Source organism: Sphingomonas sp. NFX23 (assembly GCF_049887795.1).
Classification (GTDB): Bacteria; Pseudomonadota; Alphaproteobacteria; order Sphingomonadales; family Sphingomonadaceae; genus Sphingomonas.
Map to the genome: position 1 here is coordinate 14,008 of NZ_JAGEKH010000004.1, position 24,482 is coordinate 38,489.

At 64.7% G+C, this 24,482-nt stretch carries 29 protein-coding genes and 1 other RNA gene; 14 read left to right on the plus strand and 16 right to left on the minus strand.

The window, feature by feature from the left end; all coding sequences use genetic code 11:
• Positions 1-20: 20 nt before the first annotated feature.
• Together kynU and J4O76_RS11035 are read right to left on the minus strand one after the other, a co-directional pair.
• Positions 21-1,235 (minus strand): kynureninase, encoded by a 1,215-nt coding sequence (gene kynU / locus J4O76_RS11030; RefSeq protein ID WP_426281879.1) that lies wholly within the window; start codon positions 1,233-1,235, stop codon positions 21-23.
• Positions 1,232-2,152 carry an alpha/beta hydrolase family protein gene (locus J4O76_RS11035; RefSeq protein ID WP_426281880.1) on the minus strand — a complete coding sequence of 307 codons (921 nt, stop codon included), beginning with the start codon at positions 2,150-2,152 and terminating at the stop codon, positions 1,232-1,234. Before J4O76_RS11035 ends, kynU begins: the two co-directional genes overlap by 4 nt.
• A 123-nt stretch (positions 2,153-2,275) precedes the next feature.
• Here J4O76_RS11035 and parC point away from each other — a divergent pair, with 123 nt between their 5' ends.
• Positions 2,276-4,525, plus strand: a complete 2,250-nt coding sequence (parC, locus tag J4O76_RS11040) for a DNA topoisomerase IV subunit A (protein ID WP_426281881.1) — start codon at positions 2,276-2,278, stop codon at positions 4,523-4,525.
• A gap of 65 nt (positions 4,526-4,590) precedes the next feature.
• A complete protein-coding gene (locus tag J4O76_RS11045) occupies positions 4,591-6,264 on the plus strand; it encodes a putative bifunctional diguanylate cyclase/phosphodiesterase (protein WP_426281882.1) in 1,674 nt (557 codons plus the stop codon).
• Between the two features lie 27 nt (positions 6,265-6,291).
• Here J4O76_RS11045 and J4O76_RS11050 read toward each other — a convergent pair whose 3' ends face one another.
• From J4O76_RS11050 to J4O76_RS11065, 4 genes are read right to left on the minus strand one after another with little or no spacing between them, the layout of a single operon-like run.
• The gene (locus J4O76_RS11050) at positions 6,292-7,464 is read right to left on the minus strand and encodes a CCA tRNA nucleotidyltransferase (RefSeq protein ID WP_426281883.1); all 1,173 of its coding nucleotides are present in this window, start codon (positions 7,462-7,464) and stop codon (positions 6,292-6,294) included.
• A complete protein-coding gene (locus J4O76_RS11055) occupies positions 7,461-8,057 on the minus strand; it encodes a CoA pyrophosphatase (protein WP_136190440.1) in 597 nt (198 codons plus the stop codon). The genes J4O76_RS11050 and J4O76_RS11055 overlap by 4 nt, the downstream gene beginning before the upstream one ends.
• Positions 8,054-8,632 carry a DUF1285 domain-containing protein gene (locus J4O76_RS11060; protein WP_426281884.1) on the minus strand — a complete coding sequence of 193 codons (579 nt, stop codon included), beginning with the start codon at positions 8,630-8,632 and terminating at the stop codon, positions 8,054-8,056. The genes J4O76_RS11055 and J4O76_RS11060 overlap by 4 nt, the downstream gene beginning before the upstream one ends.
• Before the next feature lie 43 nt (positions 8,633-8,675).
• Positions 8,676-9,203, minus strand: coding sequence for a GNAT family N-acetyltransferase (locus J4O76_RS11065; protein WP_426281885.1), 528 nt, complete (start codon positions 9,201-9,203; stop codon positions 8,676-8,678).
• Between the two features lie 160 nt (positions 9,204-9,363).
• On the opposite strand from J4O76_RS11065, the gene J4O76_RS11070 reads away from it, so the two are divergent.
• Positions 9,364-9,735 (plus strand): dihydroneopterin aldolase, encoded by a 372-nt coding sequence (locus J4O76_RS11070; RefSeq protein ID WP_107954904.1) that lies wholly within the window; start codon positions 9,364-9,366, stop codon positions 9,733-9,735.
• A 4-nt stretch (positions 9,736-9,739) separates the two neighbouring features.
• On the plus strand, positions 9,740-10,015 hold the full coding sequence (locus J4O76_RS11075; protein ID WP_426281886.1) for a Rossmann fold domain-containing protein: 276 nt from the start codon (positions 9,740-9,742) through the stop codon (positions 10,013-10,015).
• Between the two features lie 22 nt (positions 10,016-10,037).
• Here the strand turns inward: J4O76_RS11075 and J4O76_RS11080 are convergent, their stop codons facing one another.
• On the minus strand, positions 10,038-10,838 hold the full coding sequence (locus J4O76_RS11080; RefSeq protein ID WP_426281887.1) for a hypothetical protein: 801 nt from the start codon (positions 10,836-10,838) through the stop codon (positions 10,038-10,040).
• Between the two features lie 320 nt (positions 10,839-11,158).
• On the opposite strand from J4O76_RS11080, the gene J4O76_RS11085 reads away from it, so the two are divergent.
• From J4O76_RS11085 to J4O76_RS11105, 5 genes are all read left to right on the plus strand, one after another.
• On the plus strand, positions 11,159-11,839 hold the full coding sequence (locus J4O76_RS11085; RefSeq protein ID WP_056058187.1) for an energy transducer TonB: 681 nt from the start codon (positions 11,159-11,161) through the stop codon (positions 11,837-11,839).
• A gap of 53 nt (positions 11,840-11,892) precedes the next feature.
• Positions 11,893-12,687, plus strand: a complete 795-nt coding sequence (locus J4O76_RS11090) for a MotA/TolQ/ExbB proton channel family protein (protein WP_056058190.1) — start codon at positions 11,893-11,895, stop codon at positions 12,685-12,687.
• Between the two features lie 91 nt (positions 12,688-12,778).
• Positions 12,779-13,255: an ExbD/TolR family protein gene (locus J4O76_RS11095; RefSeq protein ID WP_056058193.1), complete on the plus strand. Its 477-nt coding sequence runs from the start codon at positions 12,779-12,781 to the stop codon at positions 13,253-13,255.
• 59 nt (positions 13,256-13,314) lie between these two features.
• Positions 13,315-13,743, plus strand: a complete 429-nt coding sequence (locus J4O76_RS11100) for an ExbD/TolR family protein (RefSeq protein ID WP_056058196.1) — start codon at positions 13,315-13,317, stop codon at positions 13,741-13,743.
• Between the two features lie 243 nt (positions 13,744-13,986).
• Positions 13,987-14,349: a tetratricopeptide repeat protein gene (locus J4O76_RS11105; RefSeq protein WP_426281889.1), complete on the plus strand. Its 363-nt coding sequence runs from the start codon at positions 13,987-13,989 to the stop codon at positions 14,347-14,349.
• Between the two features lie 530 nt (positions 14,350-14,879).
• Here the strand turns inward: J4O76_RS11105 and dcd are convergent.
• Positions 14,880-15,434, minus strand: a complete 555-nt coding sequence (dcd, locus tag J4O76_RS11110; RefSeq protein WP_055878967.1) for a dCTP deaminase — start codon at positions 15,432-15,434, stop codon at positions 14,880-14,882.
• Positions 15,435-15,715: 281 nt separating this feature from the next.
• Here dcd and J4O76_RS11115 point away from each other — a divergent pair, with 281 nt between their 5' ends.
• The 3 genes from J4O76_RS11115 to J4O76_RS11125 all read left to right on the plus strand — a co-directional run bounded on the left by J4O76_RS11115 (position 15,716) and on the right by J4O76_RS11125 (position 19,057).
• On the plus strand, positions 15,716-16,348 hold the full coding sequence (locus tag J4O76_RS11115; RefSeq protein WP_426282429.1) for an N-acetylmuramoyl-L-alanine amidase: 633 nt from the start codon (positions 15,716-15,718) through the stop codon (positions 16,346-16,348).
• A 242-nt stretch (positions 16,349-16,590) separates the two neighbouring features.
• Positions 16,591-16,975: RNase P RNA component class A (gene rnpB / locus J4O76_RS11120), an RNA gene on the plus strand.
• Between the two features lie 60 nt (positions 16,976-17,035).
• The gene (locus tag J4O76_RS11125) at positions 17,036-19,057 is read left to right on the plus strand and encodes an energy transducer TonB (RefSeq protein ID WP_426282430.1); all 2,022 of its coding nucleotides are present in this window, start codon (positions 17,036-17,038) and stop codon (positions 19,055-19,057) included.
• Between the two features lie 47 nt (positions 19,058-19,104).
• Here the strand turns inward: J4O76_RS11125 and J4O76_RS11130 are convergent, their stop codons facing one another.
• Together J4O76_RS11130 and J4O76_RS11135 are read right to left on the minus strand one after the other, a co-directional pair.
• A complete protein-coding gene (locus tag J4O76_RS11130) occupies positions 19,105-19,743 on the minus strand; it encodes a carbonic anhydrase (protein ID WP_056058200.1) in 639 nt (212 codons plus the stop codon).
• Complete coding sequence (locus J4O76_RS11135; protein ID WP_353464271.1) at positions 19,740-21,320, minus strand: SulP family inorganic anion transporter; 1,581 nt, start codon at positions 21,318-21,320, stop codon at positions 19,740-19,742. The genes J4O76_RS11130 and J4O76_RS11135 overlap by 4 nt, the downstream gene beginning before the upstream one ends.
• A gap of 216 nt (positions 21,321-21,536) precedes the next feature.
• Here J4O76_RS11135 and J4O76_RS11140 point away from each other — a divergent pair, with 216 nt between their 5' ends.
• Both J4O76_RS11140 and J4O76_RS11145 read left to right on the plus strand, forming a co-directional pair.
• Entirely contained in the window at positions 21,537-22,076 is a 540-nt protein-coding gene (locus tag J4O76_RS11140; RefSeq protein ID WP_056058203.1) for a J domain-containing protein, read from the plus strand.
• Complete coding sequence (locus J4O76_RS11145; RefSeq protein WP_426281890.1) at positions 22,061-22,381, plus strand: (2Fe-2S) ferredoxin domain-containing protein; 321 nt, start codon at positions 22,061-22,063, stop codon at positions 22,379-22,381. The genes J4O76_RS11140 and J4O76_RS11145 overlap by 16 nt, the downstream gene beginning before the upstream one ends.
• A gap of 135 nt (positions 22,382-22,516) precedes the next feature.
• Here the strand turns inward: J4O76_RS11145 and J4O76_RS11150 are convergent, their stop codons facing one another.
• The 6 genes from J4O76_RS11150 to J4O76_RS11175 all read right to left on the minus strand — a co-directional run bounded on the left by J4O76_RS11150 (position 22,517) and on the right by J4O76_RS11175 (position 24,482).
• Positions 22,517-22,924 carry a SufE family protein gene (locus J4O76_RS11150; RefSeq protein ID WP_426281891.1) on the minus strand — a complete coding sequence of 136 codons (408 nt, stop codon included), beginning with the start codon at positions 22,922-22,924 and terminating at the stop codon, positions 22,517-22,519.
• Positions 22,925-23,034: 110 nt separating this feature from the next.
• Positions 23,035-23,274: a hypothetical protein gene (locus J4O76_RS11155; RefSeq protein ID WP_056482364.1), complete on the minus strand. Its 240-nt coding sequence runs from the start codon at positions 23,272-23,274 to the stop codon at positions 23,035-23,037.
• Positions 23,275-23,283: 9 nt separating this feature from the next.
• The gene (locus J4O76_RS11160) at positions 23,284-23,532 is read right to left on the minus strand and encodes a hypothetical protein (RefSeq protein ID WP_426281892.1); all 249 of its coding nucleotides are present in this window, start codon (positions 23,530-23,532) and stop codon (positions 23,284-23,286) included.
• A gap of 25 nt (positions 23,533-23,557) precedes the next feature.
• Positions 23,558-23,857, minus strand: a complete 300-nt coding sequence (locus J4O76_RS11165; protein ID WP_426281893.1) for a hypothetical protein — start codon at positions 23,855-23,857, stop codon at positions 23,558-23,560.
• An 11-nt stretch (positions 23,858-23,868) separates the two neighbouring features.
• Positions 23,869-24,195 carry a hypothetical protein gene (locus J4O76_RS11170; RefSeq protein ID WP_426281894.1) on the minus strand — a complete coding sequence of 109 codons (327 nt, stop codon included), beginning with the start codon at positions 24,193-24,195 and terminating at the stop codon, positions 23,869-23,871.
• Positions 24,196-24,206: 11 nt separating this feature from the next.
• Positions 24,207-24,482 (minus strand): hypothetical protein, encoded by a 276-nt coding sequence (locus J4O76_RS11175; RefSeq protein WP_121903299.1) that lies wholly within the window; start codon positions 24,480-24,482, stop codon positions 24,207-24,209.

Below are 24,482 nucleotides of genomic sequence, written 5' to 3' on the forward strand. Positions count from 1 at the left end.
GGATATGCCGTCAAGCGTGCTCAGGTCACGGCGAGCCGTTGCGAATATGCCGGATCGCGCCAGCTTTCGGTCTCCACCGTATCCCGCAATATCTCGCCTGCGCGCCAGACGTCTTCATGGCTGAGATATAGCGGCGTCAGCCCCAGCCGGAGGATGTCGGGGTCGCGGAAGTCACCGATAACGCCTCTAGCTATGAGGGCTTGGGTCAAGGCGTAAGCGTGCGGGTGGCGAAAGCTGATGTGGCTGCCGCGTTTGGCGGGATCACGGGGGCTGACGCAGTCGAGGCCTAGCGCGTCGCCGGCTGCGGCGAGGATGTCGAACAGTTGCGCGCTCTTGGTGGCGACGGCGTGCTGGTCGATGTCGGCCCAGAGGTCGAGCGCGGTTTCCAGTGCTGCGGTCGAGAGCATCGCGGGAGTGCCGGCGAGCCAGCGTTTTATGCCGGGGGCGGGACGGTAGGCATCCTCGAACGCGAACGGCGCGGCGTGGCCCATCCAGCCGGATAGCGGGCTGGCGAGCGTGTCCTGCCAGCGCTTGGCGACGTAGAGGAACGCAGGCGCGCCGGGGCCGCCGTTGAGGTATTTGTACGTGCAGCCGACGGCGAGATCGGCGTTCGCGCCGTTGAGCTCGATCGGGACCGCACCGACGCTGTGGCTCAGATCCCAGAGCATCAACGCGCCGGCATCGTGCGCGCGGGCAGTCCAGGCGGCCATGTCGAAGCGGTCGCTGGTCTTGTAGTGAACGTGGGTGAGGAGGAGGACCGCGGTGTCTTCGTCGAGCGCGGCGGCGAGGTCTTCGCGGGCCACCACTTTGAGCCGTGCGCCGGGGACGCAGGCGACTGCACCCTCAGCGATGTGCAGGTCGGTGGGGAAGTTACCGGCCTCGCTCAAGACCGTGTAACGCTTCGGATTGCTGCGCAGCCCGGCAACCAACGCCTTGAAAAGGTGCGTCGAGGTGGTGTCGCCGATGATCACCTCGTCCTCGCCCGCGCCGATCAGCGGCGCGATCTTCGCACCGATCCGTTGGGGAGCCTCGATCCAACCTTCGTTCCAGCTTCGGATTAGGCGGTCGCCCCATTGGCGCGTCGCGACGTCGGCGAGCGCTGCGGGCGTGGCCTCGGGCAGGGCGCCGAGCGAATTACCGTCGAGGTAGATCACGTCCTCGGGGAGCGCGAACTTGTCGCGGTAGGCGGCGAGCGGATCGGTCGCGTCGAGTGCGCGGGCGTCTTCGAGGGTCACTGGCTCTTTCCGAAATAGGACAGGATCAGGCGTTTGGCCTCGGCCCAGGCAGGCGTTTCCGGCGCGATCAGTTCGACATGGCCGGTCGCGGGGATGGTGTGGAGCGTGGCGGTGTCACCGGCCGCCCTGGCCTTGGCGATATAGTCGGTCGCCATGACGAAGGGGATGATCCTGTCCTCGCGGCCGTTGACGAGGTCCTGCTTTACCCCGAGCGGCAGGAGGCGCGCGACCGAGGTGTCGGCGTAGACGTCCGGATGCTGCGGCGTGGGCGTGCTGACCAGTTTCGCGACGACTTCGGTGCCGCAGCCATTGTCGGCGTTAGTCGCGGTGGCTTCGAGATCGGGCAGGCCGCCGAGGCTGATGACATGGTGGATGCGGAGTGGGTGCGCGGTGTAGAGGGGGTTCGTCGTGGGAAGCTTCGCGCGGGCGGCGAGCCAGAGCGCAAGGTGGCCGCCGGCTGAGTGGCCAATCGCTAGAACGTGGCGCGTATCTAGGTTGAACGTCTTGGCGCTGACCTTGAGTTGGTCGGTAGCCTTTGCAGCATCCGCAAACGTACCGGGATAGCCGCCGCCGGTGCGGTCGACGCCGCGATAGTCGATGTTCCAGACCGCGACGCCGGTGTTCCGCAGGTCGTCGGCGATCCAGTTCATCAGGCTGCGATCGGCGATGCTCGTCGTCCAGCAGCCGCCATGGACCATCACGACCACGGGGAACGGCCCCTTGGTCTTGCCCTTAGGAAGCCAGACGTCGATCTTCTGCATCGGGTCAGTGCCATAGTCGACGGTCGCATCGGGCACCGGTTTCGGCCGCTTGGTCAGGTCGGGCCAAGTCAGCAGCTTGGGCGGCGGCGAAGCAGGCGTTTGCGCCACGGCGGACGTGGACATTGCGGCAAGCGCGAGAAAGGCGAGGCGGATCATAAGGTTGGTGTAGCGGGCTCGATCGACCGCGTCATGCGGGCATATCGTCGTGATCGAGCGCGCAGGCCGCTTGGTACGTTCATGCTTTGATCGTTTCGTTCCCGGCTGCTATCGCTGCGCGCAATGGCCACCGATTTCAAAGATCCGTTCGACTCCATCGTCGACGCCCCCTTCGATAGCGCGCTGTCCGAGCGGTATCTCGTCTATGCCTTGTCGACGATCACCGCGCGGTCGCTGCCCGACGTGCGCGACGGGATGAAGCCGGTACATCGGCGGCTACTGTGGGCGATGCGGCTGCTCAAGCTCGATCCGGCGCAGGGCTACAAGAAGTGCGCGCGTGTCGTCGGCGACGTCATCGGCAAATACCATCCCCACGGCGATCAGTCGGTCTACGACGCGATGGTGCGTTTGGCGCAGTCGTTCGCGATGCGCTATCCGCTGGTCGACGGGCAGGGCAATTTCGGCAACATCGACGGCGATAACGCAGCCGCCTACCGGTATACCGAGGCGCGGCTGACTCAAGTCGCGATCGACCTGATGGACGGGCTCGACGAGGACGCGGTCGCGTATCGCCCGACCTATAATGGCGAAGATCACGAGCCAGAACTGTTCCCCGGGCTGTTCCCGAACCTGCTGGCGAACGGCGCGAGCGGGATCGCGGTCGGCATGGCGACGAGCATCCCGCCGCACAACGCCGCCGAGTTGCTGGAGGCGGCGATCGTCCTGATCGATACGCCCGACGCGGACGATGCGGCGATCCTGCAGCATGTGAAGGGGCCAGACTTCCCCACCGGCGGGTTAGTGGTCGATCCACCTGCCGTGATCCGCGAATCCTACGCGACCGGGCGTGGCGGATTCCGCGTCCGTGCGCGCTGGGAGACCGAGCGCGAGAAGGGTGGCGGCTGGCAGCTGATCGTCACCGAGATCCCGTACGGCGTGCAGAAGGGCAAGCTGATCGAGCAGATCGCCGACCTCATCAACGCCAAGCGTCTGCCGATCCTCGCCGACGTGCGCGACGAATCGGATACCGAGATCCGGATCGTGCTCGAGCCGCGCAGCCGCACGGTCGATCCGCAGATCCTGATGGACGGGCTGTTCCGGCTGACCGATCTCGAGACGCGGATCAGCCTCAACCTCAACGTGCTCGACAAGGATCGCACGCCGCGCGTGATGAGCTTGCGCGAGGCGCTGGCGGCGTGGGTCGATCACCAGTTCGTCGTGTTGCGCAGGCGGACCGAGCACCGGCTGGCCAAGATCGCCGACCGGGTCGAGCTGCTCGACGGCTATCTGATCGCGTACCTCAATCTCGACCGCGTGATCGAGATCATCCGTACCGAGGATGAACCGAAGAAGGTGATGATCGCCGAGTTCGGGCTGACCGATCGCCAGGCCGAGGCGATCCTCAACATGCGGCTGCGGTCGTTGCGCCGGCTCGAAGAGTTCGAGATCAAGACCGAGCGCGACAAGCTCGACAAGGAGCAGGCGACGCTGGCGGCGTTGCTCGCCGACCCGAAGAAGCAGCGTGCGCGGATGAAGCGCGACATGGCGAAGATCCGCGATCGATACGGGCTTGAGACCCCTCTCGGCAAACGACGCACGACGATCGAGGAGCACGCGCCGACCCGTGACATCCCGCTCGAGGCGATGATCGAGCGCGAGCCGATCACCGTGATCCTGTCGCAGCGCGGCTGGATCCGCGCGATGAAGGGGCACAATGATCTGGCGAGCCCGGAGGCGTTGAAGTTCAAGGAGGGTGACGGCCCGGCCTATGCGTTCCACGCGCAGACCACCGACAAGCTGTTGCTCGCGGCGGAGAACGGGCGGTTCTACACACTGGCGGCGGACAAGCTGCCGGGCGGACGCGGGTTCGGCGAGCCGGTGCGGGCGATGATCGATCTCGACGGCAGCGTCGGGATCGTCGCGTTGCTGCCCGCGAGCAAGCATCCGAAACTGCTGGTCGTCGCAACCGATGGCCGCGGCTTCTCGGTGAGCAGCGCCGAAGTGATCGCCGAAACCCGCAAGGGCAAGACAGTAATGACGCCGCGACCGGGTGCACAGTTGAAGATCGTCCGGCCGATCGGCCCCAATGACGATTACGTCGCGGCGATCGGCGACAATCGGAAGATGTTGGTGTTCCCGCTCGCCGAGCTGGTCGAAATGACGCGCGGGCAGGGGCTCCAGTTGCAGCGCTACCGCGACGGCGGACTCGCCGACGCGATCACGTTCGTCTTTGCCGAGGGCCTCAGCTGGGCGATGGGCGGCGGCACCGGCCGCACTCGGACCGAATCGGACCTTGGCCCTTGGCGCGCTGCCCGCGGAGCCGCCGGGCGGATGCCGCCCACGGGGTTTCCGCGCGATAATCGGTTCGGATAATGGATGAGAAAGGCCCCATTCAGGGTCCTTCAGAGCCTCTTAACGAACCCGCGGTACCGGGGAGCATGCCATCGACCGCCCTCGAACAGACTGCAAAGCCGATCGTGACGAGTGATATGGTCGCACGCGGGCTTGAACTCGTGCCGATCCCCGCGGTTCATATCGTCCTGAACGCGGGGCAACTCGAGCTGTTCGCGATGAATCGCGCGTATCGTCTGGCGGGGTTCGGCGTCGTTGCGGAACGATCGCCGATGATCGCCGAGCTCGGCGACCGGATACGGGCGTTTCTCGGGTCGGAGCAGATCAGGTCCGACTTCGATTGGGTCCTGGGCGACGAGATCGACTGCCGCCATTACCGCGTCACGATTGCACGATCCGATCCCATATTCCGGGAACGGTGTACGATCAGTTTCATCGACCTGACGTCGCAGGTCCAGACCGAGCGCAGTCTGCGTCGCGAGATGACGACTGACAGCCTGACGGGATTGTTGAACCGGGAAGGGTTCGCGGACCTGATCGAGGAGCTCGAAGACCATACGGTCAGGGCCGTGCTTGCGATCGACCTCGATCGGTTCGGCCGGCTGAACTCGTGCCTTGGCTCGTTGGCGGGAGACGAATTGCTCATCACGGTGGCGCGTCGGATCAAGGGTGCGTTGCGCGCGCGCGACACGCTGGCGCGGATCGGAGGGAATCAATTCGGTATCCTGATATCGATCGATCAGGATCGTGAGGAGGCGCAGGCGCTTGCCGAGCGGATCCACCGGACGTTGCAAACGCCGTTCCGGTTGACCGATTACGAGATCAACGTCGAGTGCTCGGTCGGTATCGCCTTTGGTGCCGATGAGTCCGGCGACAATGTCGATCTGGTCCGCCACGCGCAGTTCGCGGTCAAACGCGCCAAGGTGAGTGGTCGCGCCGAGTTCTACCAGGTCCAGGATTTCGCGATCGCCCGCGCGCAATTCGGTATGGAGACCGCGCTCCGCCGGGCTATCGAGCACCGCGACCTGCGGCTGGCGTATCAGCCGATCTGCGACCTGGCGACCGGCCGGATCGTGTCGTTCGAAGCGCTGGCGCGTTGGACCGACAAGGATGGCCACGAACATTCGCCTACCGAATTCATCGCGGTCGCCGAGGAATCGGGGTTGATCGTGCCGCTGGGGCGATGGGCGATCGAGGAAGCGGCGCAGACGCTTGCGCGCTGGGACGCGGCGAACGGCGGACCGTGCGGCGTGAGGCTCGCCGTCAACCTGTCGGCGATCCAGCTGCAGCGCGATGCGATCGCCCCGGTGCTGCAGGCGGCGCTGGACTCGACGGGGCTGTCGGGAGATCGGTTCACGCTCGAACTGACCGAGAGCGCGATCGTCTCGGATCCCGACCGGATCGCCGGGACGATGCACGCGCTGAAGGCGCTCGGGACGAACCTGGCGATGGACGATTTTGGCACCGGATATTCGAACCTCGCCTATCTCCAGAAGCTGCCGATCGACATCCTCAAGATCGACCGAAGCTTCGTGACGGGCATGCTGGCGGACCGCGACAAGGTGTCGATCGTCCGCGCTATCCTCAGTCTCGCGCAGGCACTGGGGATGCGGACGACGGCCGAGGGGGTCGAGACGCATGAACTCTCCCAGACGCTCGCGGCGCTGGGCTGCACGTACGGGCAGGGTTATTTCTATGCACGACCGCTGGAGCCGGATGCGGCGTATGCGATGATCAACTCTATAACTGCTACGAACTGACTGGCGCCCACGCCGGCTCAAAACGGGTTAGGCGGAAACCTCCGCCACCAGTCCGTCGGCGATGACCGCCACGCGCTCGGCGCGCGGAAACCCTTCCGAGATCCACTGCGTCTCGACTCGGCGCAGCATTGCAGCCACGTCCGGCCCCTTGCGAAGTCCGCGCTCGACCAGAGCCCCGCCGGAGAACGGGAACGCAGGCGGCGTCCAGTTCTTGATTGCGGACACGTCTTCGCCAGCGATGAGCAGACGGTCGACTGCACCGGCCACGCCGACGCGATAGGCCAAGGCGAGCGGGCCTTCCTCACCGGGTCCCGCAGTGGCAGCCATGAGGCGCTTGCGGTCGACGTTCGACAGCTTCAGCCTCGCACCAACGGCTTCAGCGGCGGCAGGCGCGATCGCCACGGCAAGGCGGCGGATCGGATCCGGCACGATGCCCGCCGCCGTTTCGCGGTCGGCGAGCAGCGCCAGACGTGCTGCCCCTTCGGTGTCTATCTCGGGCAATACCGCCCGGAAGATGCCGCGTTCGACCATCAGCGTGACGACGGGCACGGCGTTGGCAGCGACCAGTAGTTTCAGCACTTCGCTCGCCACGCGTTCGCGGGACAGCGCCATCAGGTCGTTCGCGCGCGTGGTGCAGGCGTCGAGCCCGGCTTGGTCGATCATGCTGCCAAACCGCGCGTGGAAGCGAAAGAAGCGGAGGATGCGGAGGTGATCCTCGGCGATCCGCTGCAACGGGTCGCCGATGAAGCGCACGCGCCGCGCCGCGAGGTCGTCGAGGCCGCCGAAATAATCGAAGATCTCGCCGGTCGCGGGATCGGCGTAGAGCGCGTTCATCGTGAAGTCGCGCCGCGCAGCATCCTCGCGCCAGTCGTCGGTATAGGCGATGATCGCGTGGCGGCCGTCGGTCGAGACGTCGCGGCGCAGCGTCGTCACCTCGACCGGACCTGCGGGGGTGACGGCAGTGATCGTTCCGTGTGCGAGACCGGTCGGAACCGCCTTGATCCGCGCATCCTGGAGTCGCTCGATCACCTCCTGCGGGGGCAAGCGCGTGGCAATGTCGACATCGGCGACGTCGATGCCAAGCAGCGTATCGCGCACCGCACCGCCGACGAAGCGCGACTCGCCCTCCGCCGCGCCGAGAACGTTGGTCAGTGCTTCGAGGCCGTCACGGTCTCGCCACGCCGCCGCCGGGAGTATCATGACCACCTCAGGCGGCGTGCGAGGTTGACGATCATCGCCGCAGTCGCACCCCAGATGCGCCGCTCGTTCCACATGATCTCGTAATAATGCCGGTCGTGGCCCTGCCATTCGAGCGTCGCCTCGACATGGTTCGCCTCGTCGAGCAGGAACGCGAGCGGGACTTCGAAGACGCTGGCGACTTCCGCTTCGCTCGGGGTGAAGACCAGGTCGGGCGGGATGATGCCGATCACCGGCGTCACCTGGAACCCGGTGACGGTGCGGTAGCTGTCGGCCTCGCCGATCACCTGGACCTTGTCGCGAGGGAGGGCGATTTCCTCCTCGGCCTCGCGCAGCGCCGCGGTAACGACGTCCTCGCCGGGATCGATCCGGCCGCCGGGAAACGCGATCTGGCCGGGGTGGCGGCTCATCGTGTCGGTGCGCTGCGTCAGGATCACGCCCGGATCGGCGCGGTCGGTCACCGCGATCAGCACAGCGGCGGGAAGCAACGTGTCGGCGGCGGTGAGATCGCCGTCATGCTGGTCGCCGGTGAGCAGGATCATGTGCGACCCGGCGCCCTTCGCCAGCGCCGCGGTCATCCGTTCCGTCAGGCTCATGCAGCGGGCTCCAGCGGGAAGAACGCGCCATCGCTCCACAGGCCGGTGGGAGTCGCGTTGTCGGCGATCGCGCGCTCGGCGAGTTCGTAATAGACCGAGCGGACGACCAGCGCCTCCATCCCGCCGCGGACGGCGAGGTAGGGGCGCGGACCGCCATCTCCGTCGGTCGTGTCCTCGACGAAGCGCAGCGGATGCTCGGGGCCTGCGGTAACGAGGTCGCCGGTATTGAGCCGGAAGGCGAGCTTCGAATCGCGACCGCTGCCCTCGGCCTTCATCTCCACCGCGATGAACGGCGCGTCCTCGACCTCGATATCGAGCTTTTCGACGGGCGTGACGAGGACGTGGCTGCCATCGGGCTCACGGCGCAGGATCGTCGAGAACAGCCGGACCATCGCCGGGCGACCGATCGGCGAGCCCTGGTGATACCAGGTGCCGTCGCGCGCGATCCGCATCTCGCTGTCGCCGCAGTGTGTCGGGTTCCATTTCTCGACCGGCGGGAGCTTGGCCTCTTCGACGAGCTTGGCGATCTCGGCGAGACTGAGCGATGCGATATCAGGGATGGGGTCCATGGGCATGGCGGCGGACTAGGCGGGCAGGGGGCCGAGGTAAAGCGGTGGCTTATGCGGATGCGGCGACCGGCATGGTCTCGGCAACGCGGGGGCCTAGCATGCCGGTGCTGTCCGGCACGGCATCGCCGCGCGCGAGCAGGCGGTGGCGCTCGACCGGGCCGGGGGCGGCCCAGCCTGCCGTGCGCTCGGCGGAGAAGCCGAAGAACCGGCCGTAATAGTCGGGGTCGCCGATCAGCATGAGCGCATCGTCGAGTCCCGTGACGGCAGCCGCGTCGAGCGCCTGCGTCATCAGGCGACGACCGATGCCGTCGCCCTGATGGTCGGGTACCACGGCGACCGGGCCGACCATGATCAGCGGAAACAGTCTGTCGTCGTCGACCAGCGCAATCGGCCAGCACTGGATCGAGCCAACCAGCACGCCATCCTCGACCGCGGCGAAGCTGAGCGCGGCGACCGGCTTCGTGCCACCGCGGATCGTGTACGCGGTTCGCGTGAACCGATCCGGGCCGAAAGCGGCATCGAGCAGCATCTCGACCGCTGTCGGGTTGATGCTGGCCAGGGGAACGAGAGTGATCAACGGCATCTCCGGCCCGGACTGCGCCGCGTACACGCGGGAAGGGCAGCGCGCTTTAGCCTTGGCGACGCTGAACGCAAGGATAACCGGATCGACGCTCGGACGACCCGGCGCTCGAACGGTGTGACTTTCATCTCGCGGTGCGTCTGCTAGAGGCGCGCAGATGGAAGACAGTCTCCAACTCGAAGTCCACGATCTCGAAGTGCAGGTCCTGACCGGCATCTATTCGGAGGAGACGCACCTGCCGCAGCCGCTGCGGATTTCTTTGACCGTGGACATGGTCTGCCCGAGACACTTCGCGCCGGATACGCCGTTGTCGGCATCCAAGAACTATCTCGATTTGAAGAACGCCGCGACCACCGCGCTGCCGGCCGGCGTGCATTTCACGCTGATCGAGGGCGTTGCGGATCATATCTGCGAGACGTTGTTCCTGCAGGATGCGCGCGTCCTGCGGGTGCAGGTCAAGATCGTAAAGCTCGCGATCGCCGAAGCCGACGAGGCGATCGGCGTGACCCTCGTCCGACATCGCCGCTGATCGCGTGCTGCTGACACTGGAGCCGGGCGGGGACATCGCGGCGCTGGTTCGTGGCGCGATTGGCGAATCGCGGGTCGTGTTGATCCCCGCGAACCTCGATCCGCTGACGATGGCGCAAGCGAGGGCGGCGATCGGCCCCCTCGCGATCGAGTTGGCGCCCGCGGTTCGCGTGAATGCGGTGGCACCGGCCGAGGCGGCTCGACACGCAGATGTAGATGCCGCGGTCGCGTTTCTCGAGCAGGCGCGCTCCACTACCGGACAATTACTGGCCGTCGGCTAGCCCGCGCGCTTCCGAGGGTAGTTCAGCTTTTCCGAGTCCGTCCGCACGGTCCCAGCGCGGCAAGGACGAACGCGTAATCCTCCCGCGCGATCGTCGCATCTGCGGCCTCCAGCGATCCCGTGCTCCGGTCCGGCAAGGTCTGCGGCAAGGCGCAGCTCAGCCGGTACCACAACAGCGTCTCCGGGGTGGGGGGCGCCGCCGATTCATCAACGATCTCGCTCAAGGCCACCGCCCAGCGTGGCTGTTCACCGGGACGACGCAGCACCGATAGCGACACCGGGCTTTGGTCCGCGGTCGTCAGGAAGATCTGGGTCTCGCCTTCACCGGGTAGCGCGCCCGGCACGTGAAACGCGTTGCCGATACCGGTGATGACCGGCGGCGCATCGCTCGCCAGTGCATCGCGGGCGATCTTCCGTGCGCGTGCATCTGCGGACGGCGTCCAATCCAGCTGCGCGTCGGGCGCGACCAGCTGGACCTGATTCACGGCGCCGGGCACTGGTCTGGCGAAGATCAGCACGCGCGCCTTCTTGAATTTAGGCACCCGGCCGGCTGCGTCGGGCATTACGTCGAGCAGATACCCGATTCGCGGCGGCAGCCCGTCGGCGCCGCGGACCAGCGCGGTGACGTCGACCTCGACATATAGTCTGACATGACCCGCCGCGAGATTCGGTGCCTCGGCCGGCTTGATCTTGGTCGTCGACCGGACGGTCGCGTCGGCGATCACGGGGGCGGAAAGCACCAGGTCGGCGATGTCGGAATATCCAATGCCGCCAGCCGCTTCGCGCTGCACCGCACCCTGCGCCACACCGGCGTCGCCGGTCAAAACCCGGGGTGTAGCCGGGGTTTCCTGAGCGCCGATAGGAGTTGCCACGATGATGACGGAGAGGGCCGAAGCCGTAACGTGAAAGAGAAGATTCATGTCTTCAGGCTACGCTACGCAAGCTGAACGATACAGAAATAATTCTGCCATCCTATGGTTGTACGTTTGTTGCGTCCGACAAAGCGTTTGCGTGTCGCAGAACGTGGCGATAGGACTTGCTCACTGCCCCGTGGTTATTCCGGCCAACGGCAGACGCATGTGCCGCGTACCCATTGCGGGCACGTGCGTACGGAGCAGGCAGATTAAGGGAGTGTCGTTTCTGAATGGCCTATACTGACCAAAAGATGTCCGGAGGCAAAATCGTCGCGATCGTGATCGTCGCGCTGATCCATGCGGCCTTGGGCTATGCTTTCGTCACTGGCCTCGCGTACCAGTACGTGAAAAAGGCCCAGGAAAAGATGACGACGTTCGACGTGGAGCCGCCACCGCCGCCGCCTCCGCCCGACGAGCCCCCGCCGCCGCCACCCGACCAGCCAAACCTGCCGCCGCCACCGACCACGGTCGTGACGCCGCCGCCAGTCGTGGTAACGCCGCAGCCAGCGCCCGCGCTGACGACGTCGAGCATCATTCCTCGGTTCCAGCCGACGGCACCGCCGTCGCCGCCCGCACCACCAGCACCGCCGGCACCGCCGCCGACGCCACGTGTCTCGCAGGCTGCTGGTCTCAAGGGTAACCCAGGGCAATATTTCGGCGCGGACAATTATCCGCCGTCGGCACAGCGCGAGGGTGCTCAGGGTCGCGTTTCCGCGAAGCTGACGATCGGTACGGATGGTCGCGTGACCGACTGTTCGGTGACGTCGTCCAGCGGCAACACGACGCTGGATGATGCGACCTGCCGGATCTCCAAGGCGAGGGTGCGTTTCACGCCTGCCAAGGACGAGAACGGCAATGCCGTCGGGTCGTCGTACCAGCTGAACATCAGGTGGGTCCTGCCTCAGGAATGATCCATCCTACGTCAACCGCACCAGATAAAATTCAGTCAGAGGACTAAGCGAACATGATCACCACCATTCTTGCAGCGGCAGCGCCCGCCGCAGCCGACGCCAACCCGTACGGCCTGCAAGCCGCACTTCGCGAAGGCGGCCTGATTTCGCAGACCGTGTTCGGCATTCTCGTGCTGATGTCGGTCGTGTCGTTCTACATCCTGTTCTCGAAGCTGTTCGAGCAGCAGAAGATCATCGGCCAGGGCAAGCGCGTCCGTCAGGCCTTCTGGTCGTCGAACAGCCTTCGCGAAGGTTCGGCCAAGCTCGAGAAGAACTCGGCCTACAAGCAGATCGTCGACGACGGTCTGGCCGCTCAGGATCAGCATTCGAAGCTGACCGATCCGGTCGAGGCGCATGACTGGCTGCACGGTTCGCTGGCTCGCTCGGAAGCCGCGATCAACTCGAAGCTGGGTGGCGGTCTCGCCTTCCTCGCAACGGTCGGTTCGGTCTCGCCGTTCATCGGTCTGTTCGGTACGGTTATCGGCATCTACCGCGCACTCGTGAAGATCGGTGCGTCGGGTCAGGCATCGATCGACAAGGTCGCAGGGCCGGTCGGTGAAGCACTGATCATGACCGCCCTTGGTCTGGTTGTCGCGGTTCCTGCCGTTCTGTCGTACAACTGGCTGCAGCGCCGCAACAAGTCGATCGCAGAGGACCTGTCGGCCTTCTCGAACGACGTGCTCGGCTTCCTTGCCTCGAACGGCGCAGTGCGTCCGTCGATCGCAACGGCAGCCAAGCCGGTTTCGGCCAAGCCTGCCACGACGACCACGACTGCCGGCCAGACCGGTGGCGTACCGCGCGCCAACTAAGACGCGAAAGGCGGGGCTGCTGTTCGCAGCCGCCCCGCTTCATTGCCGCCGGCGGTTCCGGTGGCGATTATATGGATAGGATAGTTCGCACATGGCGATGAGTGTTGGTGGCGATTCCACCGAGAGTTCGATATCGGACATCAATACGACGCCGCTGGTCGACGTCATGCTCGTGCTCCTGATCATCTTCCTGGTGACGACGACTGTCGCGGTCCAGGCTGTGCAGCTGAAGCTGCCGGATGTTCGGTTCGATCCGACGATGACCAAGCCTGAGAACGTCTCGCTGTCGGTAACGTCGGCTGGCGGACAGTGCCAGGTGTACTGGGGTCTTTCGCCGGTAACTCACGAAGAGCTGCTGCAGCGTGCTGTCGACAAGCTGAAGGCTGAGATCGCACGTCAGGGCGGTGTCAACGCGGCTGGTCTCGAATTGCCCGAGGCTCACATCCGCGGTGACGTGAACGCACCGTATCGCTGCATCGGCGCGACGATCTACACGATGCAGCAGGCTGGGTTCGCCCGCGTCGGCTTCATCTCCGAACCGCCTCCCGGCGGCACCACTGAACGTTGATGGCGAACGCTGATGCCGAACGCTGATGATCGCTCGGACGTATTTAGGAGTAGTATAAGATGGCAATGAGCGGCGGCAAAGAAGATGGCGCGCCGATGATGGAAATGAACATGACGCCGTTGATCGACGTCCTGCTCGTTCTCCTCATCATGTTCATCATCACGATCCCCATTCAGACGCACGCGGTGAAGGTCGACCTTCCGGTCAACAGCAAGAACCAGCCGCAGAACCCGGTCGATCCGCAGAAGAACAAGATCTCGATCGATCCCGCCGGTACGGTCGCATGGAACGGTTCGCCGGTCGACGAGGTCACGCTGCGCCAGTATCTGGACCAGTCCGCCGGCATGACGCCAGAGCCCGAACTCCACTTCCAGCCCGATCCCGAATCGAAGTATGAAGTGGTCGATCGCACGCTGGCCGTCATCAAGCGGTCCGCGATCACCAAGCTCGGCTTCATTGGCAACGAGCAGTATCGCAACGCCTTCTAAGACGTCCTGCGTACAGTATCGAAAGTCCAAAGGGCGGTCCTCCGGGGCCGCCCTTTTTTTGTCGTCCGGTCGTCGCCGAACGGCGGACGAACGGCAGCGGCGGAACGCGTCGTGGTGCATCGTAAGGAGATAATCCGCTTACGGAACCGAACTTGATCAATGTGCTTGTATGACAGTCATCGAAGTGACACACCGTTGTCACAAAAATGAAACCTTCCGATACGCGAAGGTCAGTGGAGATGGATGATGCGCAAGACCGTCCTGTTCGTTCTAGCAACCTTGGGTGCAGCCACGCCGGCGTTGGCGGACCAGGCCGCGACGACGGATCGCACCGGCTACACCGCGATCGCGGCAGGCGACCTGTCGACGGCGGAACAGCGCATCGTCGCCGAGCGGAAGATCTTCCCGCAGCGCCCCGAACTCATGCTCAATCTGGCGTCGGTCTACCATCGTACCGGCCGCGAATCGGAGGCTCGAGCTCTGTATGCGGCGGTGCTGGACCGTCCCGCGGTCGCGATGGACCTGCCATCGGGCGCAGTGGCGTCGTCGCACGATCTGGCAAGTCGTGCCTTGGCGCGGCAGTCACAACAGATCGCAACTCGCTAACGACTGTGCGATGATTACGACTCGCCGCTCGTCAGAGCGGAATGATCTGAAAGCCAGCTTATTACCTTGTTCTCCCGCGAAGGCGGGAGCCCAGTCTGGGTCCCCGCCTTCGCGGGGAAACAAACTGAGGCCGGCAGATAGGATCTGTATCTGTCGGGCGTCGAGCCACTATTCGCTGTAAAACCCTACGTCGTATGGACGTGCCGTCTAAGCAGCGGGCGAGCCGTCTGCGGTTGGGTCGCATACCGACGACATTTGTCATTTTTGTCCGCGGGTGCGCGGTTCCTAAAGCGATCGTACCGTTGTCGATGCCCGTAAACATCGACGACCAACAAAAGCACGGCACTACCCCGGCGAAGGCCGGGGCCCAATCGGGGACGCTGTCAATCGACCGTGAGCGCCGTGACCGAGATACTGCTACTGACGCCGAGGCCTCCGCCGGGGAAGTCGGGTGCGGGGAGGTGTGATCCGCTTCTTGCCTCAAGGTCCGCGGTAGCCGCCTGCGTCGCTCCGAGCCTAAAGCCGAAGCCCTAAAGTCGCGGCAGCGTCACCCCCCGCTGCCCCATATATTTTCCCGCCCGGTCCGCATAACTCACTTCGCAGGGCTCATTCCCCTTGAGGAACAGGAACTGGCACGCGCCTTCGTTCGCATAGATCTTGGCCGGCAACGGCGTGGTGTTGGAGAATTCCAGCGTCACATGCCCCTCCCATTCCGGCTCCAGCGGCGTCACGTTGACGATGATCCCGCAGCGCGCATAGGTCGACTTGCCGAGGCAGATCACCAGCACGTCGCGGGGCACGCGGAAATATTCGACGGTGCGGGCGAGCGCAAAGCTGTTCGGCGGGATGATGCAGACGTCGGTCTTGCGATCGACGAAGCTGTTTGCCGCGAAGTCCTTCGGGTCGACGATTGCGCTGTCGACGTTGGTGAAAATCTTGAACTCGTCGGCAACGCGTGCGTCATACCCGTAGGACGACAGCCCGTACGAGATGCAGCCGTCGCGACGCTGCGCTTCGTGGAACGGTTCGATCATCGCATCGCCCAGCGCGCGCTCGCGGATCCAGCGGTCGGACATCACGGACATGGCAACTCCCTTTTCGCGAGCGGCTTTCGCGCGGATGGGAGCAGACGGCAAGAGGGACGCGCCGAATCACGTATCTGCTCGTTGCCCAACTCCCGCACGAAGCATCTGCTTACGCGCGTAGGCTATTGATGCGGTCGGGCGGTGGCGTCACAATGCAACGTCACGATCGCCGCGATCGAGACTGCGCCATCGGTGCTGGCCCGACGGCTAGAAGGGAAGCTGGCTTGAAGTTCATCGAGACCCCGTCACCCAATTTCGACGATCGTTCGCTGCCTATCACGATGATCGTGCTGCACTATACCGGCATGAAGGACGGCGCGTCGGCGATCGCCCGGTTGCGCGATCCCGAGGCGAAGGTGTCGTCGCATTACCTGGTGGAGGAGGACGGCACGGTCCTGCGCATGGTCGCGGAGGACAAGCGCGCTTGGCACGCGGGCAAGTCGCACTGGCGCGACGTCGACGACGTCAACTCGGCGAGTATCGGCATCGAGATCGTCAATCCCGGCCACGAGTTCGGGTATCGCCCGTTCCCGCCCGAGCAGATCGCATCGGTCGTGCAACTGGTCGCCGAGATCAAGGATCGCCACGAGATCACGCGCGGCAACATCGTCGGCCATTCGGACATCGCTCCGGTGCGCAAACGCGATCCGGGTGAGCTGTTCCCGTGGCACGAACTGGCGCGGCGTCGCCTGGCGCTGCCGCGGCCGACCAAGAATTTGATGGACCCAGGCTGGACCGAAGGCGGCTTCTGCCTCGCACTCGAACGGTTCGGCTACGACGTCGAGAACCGGATGGCGGCGACGATGGCCTTCCAGCGGCGATTTCGACCGGAACTGGTCGACGGCGAAGTCGATGCGGAGTGCCGGTGCATCCTGCTGGCGCTGTTGCTGCCGAAGCCGATGGGCGACGACTGACGAACACAACGGTCTCTCCTCCCTGAAGTGAGCGACAGAGGGGGCGCGCGTTACGCCCTTCCCCCCTCCCTGGAAGGGAGGGGCAGGGGGTGGGTCGGTTTCCGCATCACGGCACGGTTGCGACCAAAGCTGACCTACCCACCCCCAACCCCTCCCTTCCAGGGAGGGGGGAGCGTTGGCTTCGGGGAGCGCACGCTAAAAACGGTGGTGCATCGCCCGCACCCGCGCTAGGGCTCGCCTCGCCAGAGGGTCGGGCGGCCGCGGGTGTTTTCGGACACGCGAGGAAAGTCCGGGCTCCGCGAAACGACGGTGCCGGGTAACGCCCGGCGAGGGTGACCTCAGGGAAAGTGCCACAGAGAGCAGACGGCCAACCCTCGGCTTCGGTCGGGGCGGTCAGAGTGAAAGGGTGCGGTAAGAGCGCACCGCGCGCCTGGTAACAGGGGCGGCACGGCAAACCCCACCGGGAGCAAGATCGAATAGGGGTGGCACATGGGCTTCGTTTCAGCTTGTCACCCGGGTTGATTGCTTGAGGCGACGGGCAACCGTCGTCCTAGAGGAATGGTCGCCTAACTTCCGTATCGAAGGATCGGAAATGGACAGAACCCGGCTTACAGACCCTCTGGCATCCTTCCCCGAACCATTGCAGACTGCGGCGAAATAGCGCTGGGCTGCGACGTGGGGAATGTGATGCGTATCAAGACGATCGCGCTGGTGGGTGCAGGCGTGTTGGCGATGGCGGGTGGGCTCGTCCCCGTTGGCGCGCAGACGCCGCCGTCGACGACGACAATTCAACAGGACTTCGACGCAGCGACGGCGCTGGATGCGAAACCCGATCGCGCGGCGTCGCTGGCGGCCTGGGAGAAACTGGAAGCGCGAACCAAGCCCGGGTCACGCAGCCGCGGCATCGTGCTCGTCCGCAAGGCACCGACATTGTTCGCCCTGAACCGCGCCGACGAATCGGTTAAGGCTGCACGGGCCGGGCTCGCCTTGCTGCCGGCGGACGATGCCAGTCTTGCAGAAGACCGGACACGCGCCTTCCTCATCCTCGGCCAGGTCGCGACCGATACGCTCGATTATGCGGGCGCCGTGACCGCGCTCCAGCAGGCGGAGGCGAGCGCGATCAGCACCGCCGACAAGCTGGGTGCGATGCTGTCGCTGGTGACAGCACAAATCTTCATCGATCCCACCGCTGCGGCGGCGACATTGGCACGCAGCGACGCGTTGGTCGGCACGGTGAAGCTCGAGAAGAGCGTCGCCGCGCGGTTCGCGCGCGAGCGGACCCTGCTGAAGCTCAACACCGGCGACATCGCCGGCGCCCGCGCCAGCGCGTTGCAGGCGATCAGGCTTCTCGGCGGCCTCGAAACCGACAAGGTTGATATCATGGACGCATCGGCGCGGTCCGATGCCGCGATCGCGTACCTGCTGAGCGGCAACGCGGACGAGGCACGGCGGTACATGGCCTATACTGGTGCCGGACGCATGGTGAAGGGATCGTTCGACCCTGCCGCGGAGATGCGCTCGCCGGATTGTGGCGGCGATGCCGGTCTCAAGCCGCAGGACGTCGCGGTGGTCGAATTCAACATCGCGTCCGACGGCACGATCGACCAGGCGGCGCCGATCTATGCCGCGGGCGGCGGCCAGGTCGCGCTCGAGTTCGCGCGCGCGGTCAAGGGTTGGTCGTGGCCTGCCGAAAAGGTGCAGGCGATCCCGGCCTTCTATCGCTATCACGTGCGGGTCGAGATGCGCTGTTCGACCGCGTTCGAGCGGCCGTCGATCGACGACGGACTGGACGACGTCCTGGAACAGTGGCTGTCCAGCAAGGGCGTCACGGTCGCCCCTGCACCGACCGGCTCGCAGGCGGCAGCACTCGCCGGACAGCGCGCCGAACTCGCATCTGCGAACGCCCAGTCGCCTAATGGTTTGCGTACGCTCGCCGCAATCTATCGCCTGACGAACAATCCTACGGTAGCGCGCGAAGAGCGTGCGGCATTGGCTGCGCGGGCGCTGGCGATCGCGGTCGCCAACGATGCACCGCCTAGTGCGCGGCTGACGTTCGACCTGCCGGGTCGCGTCGATGCGGTGACCGACATCTGGCGGCCGGGGGTATTCGAACGGACGCTGACGCCGATGGTATCGGAACCCGTCTATGCGAACGACCCCCAGGCGCGAGCGGCGATCCGGCTGATGATGGTCGATGGCGCCGTCGCACGAACGAGGAAATCGGAGAAGAACGACACGGCGATCGTCACGCTTCGGCAAGTGGCGGACGACAAAGCCTTGAAGCCGAACGATCCGCTGCGCGTCGGCGCGCTGATCCGCATCGCATCGATCGAGGAGCGCAACGGCGAGATCGATGCGGCGCGGGCGACATTCGCGTCGAGTGGCCTAACCGCGAACCAGTGCGCGATCATGGATGCACCACCGAAGATGGTATCCCAGCCGGGATCGGAAGCGTTCCCGATGGAAGCAATGCGTTGGGGTTTCGAAGGGTGGACCCAGGTTCAGTTCGACATCGGCGCGGACGGCAACGTCATCAACCAGCGCGCACTGTTGAGCTACCCGCCGTTAATCTTCTCGGAAGCGGGCACCAAGTTCTTCACCAAGGCCAAATACGCCAAGACGTATCGTCCCGACGGCGGGCTCGGTTGCGGCGCCACGACGACCCGTATCAAGTTCATGCTGCCAGACTCCGCGCGGCGCGGCTCGTAAGCGAAAGATAGCCCCTTCCCACGGCTAAGGTGGGAAGGGGGAACGCCTTACACCAGCACCTTGTCCGGCCGACCGACCTCTTCGAGCACGGTCGTCGAATCGATCTCCATCATCGGTTTGATCAGCCCATCGCGGATATCGTAGACCCAGCCGTGGAGCAGCACTTCCTGGCCGCGCGCGAACGCACCCTGGATCGTCTTGGTGCGCGCGAGCCGGATGAGCTGGTCGCGGACGTTGACCTCGACCAGCCGGTTGACCTTCTGCTCGCGGTCTGGCTGCGCGTCGATCTCGTCGGCATGGTCGTGCAAGACGCAGCGCGCGGTCGAGAGCCAGTCGTCGACCGGCCCGGTGGTGCCGCCATCGAGCGTCGCACGGATCCCGCCGCACGCATAATGCCCGCAAATGATGATGTGCCGCACGCCGAGCACATCGATCGCATATTGCAGCACCGACATCAGATTCATGTCGTCGTCGTTGACGAGGTTGGCGATGTTGCGGTGGATGAACATGTTGCCGGGCGGCGTCATGGTCATCTGCTCGGGGCCGACGCGGCTGTCCGAACAGCCGATCCACAGGAACTCCGGGTTCTGGCCGACCAGTTGGCGCTGGAAGAAGTCGGCGCTCTCCTCGATGATCTCGGCCGCCCACGCCTTGTTGGCGAGCAGGAGCTGCTTGTACTGCCTCATGCGAAACGGACCTCGGTCTGGGGGGCGTTGATCAGCTTGACCGTGCGCATCGCGAGATCGCCGCGGATAAGCACGGTGATGCCGCGATACTGCGCGCCCTTGATGAACGCGTTGATGATGTCGACGTTATCGAGATCGACATAGCTGGTCGACGACAGGTCGATCAGCAGGTTTGCATTGTCGGGCACCTTGGCGAGCGACTTCTGCAACTCGTATTTGTGGATGAAGTACAGGTTGCGACGCGCGCGAACGAGGCAGTCCTCGTCGTCGCAGGCAAAGGTGATCGCGGTGCGGAAGTTGCGCGCGACGACGAACACGAAGCCGACCGCAAGGCCGATCACGATGCCTTCGAGCAGGTCGGTGAACAGGATCGCCGCGACCGTGACGACGAACGGAATGAACTGCGTCCAGCCCTGCTTGAAGCGCTCGGTATAGAGCTTCGGCTTGGTCAGCTTGTAGCCGGTCGCGATCAGCACCGCGGCGAGCGCCGACAGCGGAATCAGGTTCAGCACCGCCGGGATCAGCGCGACGCTGACCAGCAGCCAGAAGCCGTGCAGGATCGTCGACAGCTTGCTCTCCGCCTTCGCATCGACGTTGGCGGACGAACGCACGATCACCGAGGTGACGGGCAGGCCGCCGATCAGGCCCGACAGGATGTTGCCGCCGCCCTGCGCCATCAACTCCCAGTTCTTGTCGGTCGAGCGACGGCGCGGATCGATCTCATCGACCGCCTTGACGCTCAGCAGCGATTCGAGGCTGGCAACGATCGCGAGCGTGACCGCGCTGCTCCAGACGATGCCCATCGTGATCCCGGAGAAATCGGGGAAGGTAAACAGCGACGGGAATTGCGACAGCGTCTGGGTGATCGGCACCTGCACGAGATGCGTTGCCTGGAGCTGCCAGTCGGGCTTCACGGCGCCGAGCAGCATGTTGCCGAAGATGCCGATCAGCACGACGACGAGCGGGCCGGGGACGAAGCGCAACGGGCCGTCCTTGGGCTTGGCACCGTCCCACCAGAACAGGAAGGCGAGGCTTACCGAGGCAATCAGGATCGCGCCCGGCGTCACGGCCGCGCTGAGGCTGTCTAGAATGCGCGAGAAGGTATTGATGCCGTTCGCGGTGGTGAATTCGAAGATACCCTCGGCCTCACGGTCGAAGCCGACAGCGTGCGGGATCTGCTTGAGGATCAGGATCAGGCCGATCGCGGCCAGCATGCCGGTAATGACGGAGGACGGCACGAATTCGCTGAGGATGCCGGCACGGGTCAGCGAGAAGCAAATCTGGAGAACGCCCGCCAAGACGACGGCCATCAGGAACATCTGATAGCTCGGCATGCTCTCGATCGCGGTCAGCACGATCACCGTCAGGCCGGCGGCGGGGCCGCTAACCGACAGCGGCGATTTGGAGAACAGGCCGACCGCGATACCGCCGACAATGCCTGAGATGATGCCGGCGAACAGTGGCGCCCCGGAGGCGAGCGCCACGCCGAGACAGAGGGGCAGCGCGACGAGCGCGACGACGATGGAAGCGGGAAGATCCGCGCGCCATGTGGTAAGCTTTGGAATGAGAGTCGGCACCAGGGCTCCTGTCCTTAAGGTGTCGGCCGGGAATACGTCCGCACCGGACGCATCTATCCATGCCACATGACAAATAGTTCATGTTCAGTAATCGATGAACGGTGTCTGACTCAAGGCGGAATGTTGCGGCGCGGAAGATAGTCGTATCCGAGGAGTTTCGGCCGTCTTCGCTGCGTGTGGTTGCGTTGTCCGTGGGGACGCCTATCTCGGACCGCTATGGCTCGAAGCACGACACGATCTTCAGACTGGGGTTTTCCGCGCTGGCGCGAATATGGCGCAAGCACCGAGGCGGTGACGGTCCGGCTGTGCGATCGGCATGGCTGCAACGAGCCCGGCAACTGCCCGGCGCCAAAATCGCCCAACAGTCCCGACCGCTGGTATTTCTGCATGAACCACGCGGGCGAGTATAATCGCGGCTGGAATTATTTCGAAGGCTTGAGCGCGGAGGAAGCGGCCGAGCGGGAGGCGGCGGAGACGCGTACCGCGGACGGCTATACCGATCCGAAGCATTATGCCTGGGCTGGCTCGGGCGACGGCAGCCGGTCGCGCGACGAGATGCGCGCGTTGGAAGTGCTCGATCTGGAGCCCGATGCGACGTTCGAGGACGTTCGTGCGGCGTGGCGGCGGATGGCTAAGGCGAACCATCCGGACGTGCGCCCGAACGACAAGGATGCTGCGAAGCGGTTCCAGGGCGTGCAGGCGGCGTATGAGGTTCTGAAGGTGGCCGAGGATCAGCGGACGTGGAAACCGGCGTGATCCGCGTCCTCGCCAGTCGCTGGCAGGGAAGCGTTCTGGTCTGCGGCAAATGCTCGAAGAAGCTGGACGGCGGGTTTGGCGAGAAGGGGCGGACACCGCTGGTGAAATTGCTGCGTCAGGCACTCGGCGTCAAAAAGGGCCGCAAGTCGGATCGCGGCGTGGTTGAGGTGAAGTGTCTTGGCGTGTGCCCGAAGAACGCGGTGGTGATGGTCGATGGCGCCCGGCCGGACCGGTGGATGCTGGTCCCGGCTGGTGCGGACGTGACCGAGGTCGTTGCGAACCTCACCGAAGACGCAGCAACCTGACGATCCTGCCCCGCCAGGGGGAGGTGGCTGGCCCTTGCCAGACGGAGGGGGAGGAAGGGGTAACCTCCGTTGCGTGTTCCTCCCCCTCCGTCACCTTCGGCGACACTTCCCCCTTGCGGGGGAGGATCGAAAGGTTCAGCCGGCGTACCGCTCGGCCGTCTCCCGGATCAGCGCAATCATGTTCGGAATTCCCTGAGTCCGGTTCGAACTCAGCTGCTTGCTCAGATCGAACGGCGCCAGTTCCGCCGTGATGTCGGTAGCGACGATCATACCTGGCGCCTGATCCTGCACCGTCAGCAACACCAGCGCGATGATCCCCTTGGTGATCGCCGCATTCGAATCCGCCAGGAAGTGCAGCCGGCCATCATCGGTCGTGGTCGGATACACCCACACCGAAGCCGAACATCCCCGCACCAACGTCGCATCTGTCTTGAGCGCATCCGGCATCGGTTCGAGCTCTTTGCCGAGATCGATCAGCAGGCGATAGCGATCGTCGGGTTCGAGGAAGTCATATTCCTCGCGAATGTCGGTGAGAGTGGCCATGCCGTGGGCGGTAGCGGGTCGGCCTTAGCGCCACAACTACAGTGTTCCCCCGCGAAGGCGGGGGCCCAGTCTGGACCCCCGCCTTCGCGGGGGAACATCCTCTCTACGACTTAAAGATCCACCCCGGCAGCGATCGCCTCGAGCTTCTTGATCCGCTCCTTCAGATCCGCGATTTCGATCCGCGATCCGGTCGACACCGCGACCGGCATGCGGCCGTCCTGCATGTGATCCAGCTCCATCCGCCGCAGCGAGAGCCATCCGCGCCATCCGGCCAATCCACCGGCGACGATCATCGCCAGCCCCGCAAGGCTCGCCAGCGCCAGGGTGATATAGACGTTCGGTTCGATCATGTCCGCCTCCTAGCGGTCGCGGAGCCGCTCGATCTCTCGGTCGAGATCGACGCTCTTGTGGTTGTCGGTGATCACGCGCTCCAGCACCTGGATGCGCTCCTTCATCTGCTGGACCTCGTCGCGCAGCCGCGCGGCCTCGGGATCGTTCATCAGCGAGACGCCCTCGCCGCGTCGTGCGCCCTTGTGGCGCGATTTGAAGATGCCGGTAATCATCACGATCAGGACGATCATCACGACCATCACCTGTCCACCATTCATGGCACTACTCCCTTGTTATCGTTGTTCAGTTGAGCGGACGGTCGGCTAGCGACGGGGTCGGGGCGGCGTCCCGGAGAAGGTCGATCTCGTTGGAGAGTTCGATCCCGCGGTCTGTGACGATCCGTTCCAACACGCGCACGCGTTGCTCCAGACGCTCATTATGGGCGGCATATTGGGCGGCCTTTTCGGCGGTCTGCGCATTGAGCGCGGTGGCCATCGTTTCCTTGTGCCTCAACCAGCTCTTGAACATCTCGCTGCCGATCCCGAGCGTGACGGGTACGCCGACACAGACGATGGCAAGCATGAAAACCGTAAATCCGTCCATGATCGTGTCCTTCAGCGGTCGCGGAGGGCGTCGATCTCGCGAGCGGTGCGCTCGGCGGGATCGGTAGCGATGCGTTCGAGGACCGCGATCCGCTCCTCGAGGCGGGAAACCTGACCGGTGAGGCGTTCGTTCTCGCTGCTGAGCAGTTCAACCTTGCGATCACCCGCCGGGTCCTGCTTGTGCCTGCTGCCCCAGTTCCCAGCGCCCCAGTTCATCGAGTTGCCCCAATCGTCGCTCGGCGGATAGCCGTGCTTCGTACGGATCCAGTTGTTCGCGATCCAGCCGATGGTGGTGATGGCGATGATCGCGATCACGAACCCAGGTCCTGCCCAATTCATATCGTATCCCCTCAGTTCGGCTGGAGGCGAAGCGCCTCGATTTCGCGGGCGGTGCGCTCGGCGGGATCGGTGGTGATCCGTTCGAGGACCTGGATCCGCTCCTGCAAGCGGTCGATCTGGCCGGTGCGGCGCGCATTCTCGCTATCGAGCAGCGCGATGCTGCGTTCCGCATCCCGGTTCGCAGCCTTGACCGCGATCCGCGCCTTGCGGCGACCAAATGCCTGGATCGTCAGCGTTGCCAGCGTGCCCAGTATGATACCCAGTATGAGTGCTGCTTCCGGTGGCAT